This is a genomic window from Dyella sp., from assembly GCF_036568765.1.
Taxonomy (GTDB): domain Bacteria; phylum Pseudomonadota; class Gammaproteobacteria; order Xanthomonadales; family Rhodanobacteraceae; genus GSA-30.
Genome location: NZ_DATCRY010000157.1, coordinates 1 through 4404, shown reverse-complemented (window position 1 = coordinate 4404; position 4404 = coordinate 1). Strand labels below are relative to the sequence as shown.

Below are 4404 nucleotides of genomic sequence, written 5' to 3'. Positions count from 1 at the left end.
CGGCTCGGGCACGCGCGTCATAGCCGTGCAATTCTTCGATGCGGTGATGCGCCTTGGCCATGGCTTCGGTATCTCCGCGCGCCTCGGCGTCGGCTTCGTCGCGCAGCGCCGCAGCCAGTTCCTCGTCCCCGCCCATGACATAGTCGATGGCCGGATCGGGCAAGGCGGGCGTTTCCTGGGCGACCGAGGCCAGGCGCAGCTTCGCAGGCAAGTCGAGCGCCCCGGCATCGGCCTCCAGCCGTCCTTGCAGGGCGGCAAATAAGCTGGATTTACCGCAACCGTTGCGGCCTATCACGCCCAGGCGCCAGCCACTCTGGATGACCAGATCGACTTCCGAAAGCAGCAGACGGCTGCCGCGACGCAGGGCAAATTGACGAAATGCGATCATGAAACAGGCTATTCCGGTTCGGGCCGGTACGGCCCGCAGCCGCCCATGATAACAAGTACGAATGTTCACCCCATCGCATTCGCCGGTTTCGGCGATGGCTAAGCCCCGATAGTTCTGCTACAACGACGCCGATCGCTTTGTGGGGGAGCTTATGAAGACATACCGTATTCGCCTTGGCCTGGCCGCGCTGCTGGCCCTGGCCGTCGTACCGGCTGCCGCGCAGGCCGACAATCTGCTGATCAACCGCGTTCAGCAAGAAAAAGGCATGAACCTGCCCTCACGCGGCATGACCATGTCCCAAGTGGAAAAACAGTTCGGCGCGCCTCAGCGCAAGCTTTCCCCGCGCGGTGGCGACAGCGCCAAGCATCCGTTGATCAATCGCTGGGATTACTCGAACTTCATTGTGTACTTCGAGCACAGCCATGTGATTCATTCGGTGCTCAATACGCCTGCGGGTAACAACACCAATCCCGCCGCCGTGAACTGAGTCGCACTGGGAAGGGACGACGGGGGCGAGGGACGAGTAGCGAGGGCGTACAGATGAGCGCCATCGCGAGACTCGAAGGTGTGCACGAGAAGCACTAAATCTTCACGTTCGTGCCGTCGTCGGACTTGTGCCCTCGCTATTCGTCCCACACCCCTCTAAACCTAATCGCACGCCAACCCGTCACACCCCAGCCAGCCTCTTGCCGTAAACTTGCGCTTTGCCCCTTCGAAGCGCGAGACACCCCATGACCGACTCCACCCTGCGCCTGCCGGCGGAATGGGAACCCCAGGCTGCCGTGCTGATTGCCTGGCCGCATGCCGGGACCGACTGGGCCGAGCGTCTTGCCGAGGTGGAAACCACATATGTCGCCCTGGCGGCGGCGATCACGCGGTTCCAGCGGCTGATCGTGGTGGTAGCCGACGCCGAGCTACGTACCCACGTAGAGCGCCAGCTGGATGCAGCCGGCGTACCTGCCGATCAGGTGCGGTTTGTCGAGCTGCCTTACGACGACACCTGGTTGCGCGATTCGGGGCCGATCACTCTTAAAGATGCCGCTGGGCACTTTCAGCTCACCGATTTCCGCTTTACCGGCTGGGGCGGTAAGTTCGATGCCGAACGCGACGATGCGCTGATTGCCGGCTTGGTCAAAGCGGGCGTCTTTGGGGCGGCCGGCCATGCGCGGATCGACTGGGCGCTGGAAGGCGGTGGCATCGAAAGCGACGGCGGAGGCACGGTGCTGACTACCTGGAAGTGCCTTAAGCAGCGGCATCCGGAACAAACGCGCGAACAGATGACGGCTATGCTGCGGCAAAGCCTGCATGCCGATCGCGTGCTATGGCTGGATCATGGCTATCTTGAAGGCGACGACACCGATGCCCATATCGATACGCTGGCGCGTTTTGCGCCGGGCGATCGCATTGTGTTCCAGGCTTGCGACGACCGCGCCGATCCGCACCATGACGAGTTGCAACGTATGGCCGGCGAACTGGCCGTGCTGTGCAATGTCAAAGGCGAGCCCTATGAGCTTTTTCCGCTCCCCTGGGCACGCCCCATCGTCGATGAAGGTCGACGCTTGGCTGCGTCTTACGCCAACTACCTGATCGTCAACGGCGCGGTATTGATTCCGGCTTATGGCGATCCAGCCGACAATGAGGCGGCGGCAGTGGTGGCCAAGGCGCACCCGGAGCGAGAGGTCGTGCAGGTACCGTGCCGACCGTTGATATGGCAGAACGGCAGCCTGCATTGCATCACCATGCAATTGCCGGCTGGCCTGGCCTGACGGCGACCTGTTTCGAATCACCGGCGCGTGCGCCGGCAACGCATGACGGATCGATGAGCTTATGACCCGCAAGACCCTCAAAGTAGCGCTGCTGCAGGAAACCGATCGCGGCAACCGCGAAGCCAACCTCGACGCCATCGAGACCGGGCTGCGCGAAGCCGCAGCGGCTGGCGCGGAACTCGTGCTGCTGCAAGAGCTCCACAACGGCGCCTATTTCTGCCAGCACGAGTCGGTGCACGAGTTCGATCGCGCCGAAAGCATTCCCGGCCCGAGTACAGAGCGACTGGGTAAGCTCGCCGCCGAATTGAAGCTGGTAGTGGTCGCCTCGCTGTTCGAGAAACGGGCCGCCGGCCTGTATCACAACACGGCCGTGGTGTTCGATCGCTCCACGGCGATCGCCGGTAAATACCGCAAGATGCACATTCCGGACGATCCGGCGTTCTACGAGAAGTTCTATTTCACACCAGGCGATCTGGGCTTCGAACCGATCGACACCTCGGTCGGCCGCCTGGGCCTGCTGGTGTGCTGGGACCAGTGGTATCCCGAAGGCGCGCGCCTGATGGCGCTGGCCGGTGCGGAACTCCTGCTCTATCCCACTGCGATCGGCTGGGATCCAAACGATGCGCAAGATGAAAAAGACCGCCAGCGCGACGCCTGGGTGACGGTGCAGCGCGGTCACGCCGTCGCCAACGGCCTGCCGCTCCTGGCCTGCAACCGCACCGGCTACGAGGCCGATCCGGCCAACGTCGGCGCGGGCATCCAGTTCTGGGGCACCAGCTTTGTCGCCGGACCGCAAGGCGAATTTCTGGCCCAGGCCGGTACCGATAAGCGTGAGCTGCTGATCGCCGAGATCGACATGGTACGCAGCGAACACGTGCGTCGCATCTGGCCGTTCCTGCGCGATCGCCGGATCGATGCCTACCACGATCTGCTCAAGCGCTTTCGCGATTGAAAGCAGAACAATATTCCGCCACCTGACCGCCTGACGACGAAGCCGCGCATGAGCCTGACCGATACCGCCACCGACCTGCCGAATGCCCTCGCCGGTCAACCGCTCGAACGAATCGAGCGCGATGGTGTGGAATATGTCGTGTTGGGCACGGCCCACGTGTCCCTGGCCAGCGTCGATGCGGTCAAAGCCTTGCTGGCCGGCGAATCCTTCGATGCGGTCGCGATCGAGTTGTGCGAGAGCCGCGCTCAAGGCATGCGCGATCCGGAAGCCTTCAAGCAAATGGACCTGCTGCAGGTAATTCGCCAGGGCAAGATCGGCATGGTCGCCGCCAGTCTGGTGCTATCGACATTCCAGAAGCGCCTCGCCGACCAGCACGGCATCGAACCGGGCGCGGAAATGAAGGCGGCCATGGAGGGCGCATCGGCCAAAGGCGTACCGGTCTGGCTGATCGACCGCGAAGTAGGCACGACACTACGGCGCGCCTGGCATAGCGTCGGCTTCTGGCAACGCTTCGGCCTGATGGGTGGCCTGCTCGCCAGCGTGTTCGAGCGTGAAGCGATCGACGAGAAGGAAATCGAGAAGCTCAAGCAAGGCGACATTCTTGAAAGCGCCTTCAGCGAGTTCGCCACCGAATCGGCCCCGCTTTATCGCAGTCTGATTGGTGAGCGCGATACATATATGGCCGCTCGGCTACGCGAGCACGCCGAGCGGGGGCATTTCGGTGCAGGCAAGAAAGTATTGGTAGTCATCGGTGCCGGCCATCTCAAGGGGATGGGCGAACAGTTGCGCGTGCAGCAAGGCGACCCGGTGCTCACCGCCGACGAACTGGCCAAGGCGCCGCCAAAATCGCATTGGCCCAAGTGGGTAGCGTTGATATTGGTGCTGGCCGTGTTCGCGGCGATCGGTTTCGCATTCCATCGAAATGCTGCGCTGGGTGCGCAGGCGTTGCGCGACTGGGTGCTGCTGACCGGCGGCTTTTCCGCGCTCGGCGCGCTGATAGCAGGAGGTCATCCGCTAAGCATCCTGGCGGCCTTCGTCGCGGGACCGATCAAGCCGTTCCGTCCCGGCATCCCTTCCGGCGGTATCAGCGCGATGGTCGAAGCATGGATCCGCAAGCCGCGCGTGGCCGATTTCGAAACCCTGCGCGACGACATCACGCATTGGAGCGGCTGGTGGAAGAATCGGGTCGCGCGCACCATGCTGAACTTCTTCCTGGTCTGCATGGGCACGATCATCGGCGAGTACAGCGCCGGGATTCATATCTTCAAGAGCCTGTTCTGACCGACCAGTGTCTGCAC

The 4404-nt window shown here is 62.8% G+C and carries 5 protein-coding genes; 4 read left to right on the top strand and 1 reads right to left on the bottom strand.

Features of this window, described 5'->3' with window-relative positions; all coding sequences use genetic code 11:
* On the bottom strand, positions 1-388 hold a 388-nt coding region (locus VIM98_RS11035; RefSeq protein WP_331993157.1), incomplete at its 3' end, for an ATP-binding cassette domain-containing protein.
* A gap of 151 nt (positions 389-539) precedes the next feature.
* Here VIM98_RS11035 and VIM98_RS11030 point away from each other — a divergent pair.
* The 4 genes from VIM98_RS11030 to VIM98_RS11015 all read left to right on the top strand — a co-directional run bounded on the left by VIM98_RS11030 (position 540) and on the right by VIM98_RS11015 (position 4387).
* Complete coding sequence (locus VIM98_RS11030) at positions 540-875, top strand: hypothetical protein (protein ID WP_331993156.1); 336 nt, start codon at positions 540-542, stop codon at positions 873-875.
* Between the two features lie 244 nt (positions 876-1119).
* The gene (locus VIM98_RS11025) at positions 1120-2154 is read left to right on the top strand and encodes an agmatine deiminase family protein (protein WP_331993155.1); all 1035 of its coding nucleotides are present in this window, start codon (positions 1120-1122) and stop codon (positions 2152-2154) included.
* 61 nt (positions 2155-2215) lie between these two features.
* Entirely contained in the window at positions 2216-3106 is an 891-nt protein-coding gene (locus VIM98_RS11020) for a carbon-nitrogen hydrolase (RefSeq protein ID WP_331993154.1), read from the top strand.
* A 48-nt stretch (positions 3107-3154) separates the two neighbouring features.
* The gene (locus VIM98_RS11015; protein WP_331993153.1) at positions 3155-4387 is read left to right on the top strand and encodes a TraB/GumN family protein; all 1233 of its coding nucleotides are present in this window, start codon (positions 3155-3157) and stop codon (positions 4385-4387) included.
* The last annotated feature ends 17 nt before the right edge of the window (positions 4388-4404 follow it).

What these genes read in the sequence shown, in the direction of transcription:
- VIM98_RS11015 (WP_331993153.1), top strand. Translation starts at nt 3,155, where the DNA reads ATGAGCCTGACCGATACCGCCACCGACCTGCCGAATGCCCTCGCCGGT.
- VIM98_RS11025 (WP_331993155.1), top strand. Translation starts at nt 1,120, where the DNA reads ATGACCGACTCCACCCTGCGCCTGCCGGCGGAATGGGAACCCCAGGCT.
- VIM98_RS11020 (WP_331993154.1), top strand. Translation starts at nt 2,216, where the DNA reads ATGACCCGCAAGACCCTCAAAGTAGCGCTGCTGCAGGAAACCGATCGC.
- VIM98_RS11030 (WP_331993156.1), top strand. Translation starts at nt 540, where the DNA reads ATGAAGACATACCGTATTCGCCTTGGCCTGGCCGCGCTGCTGGCCCTG.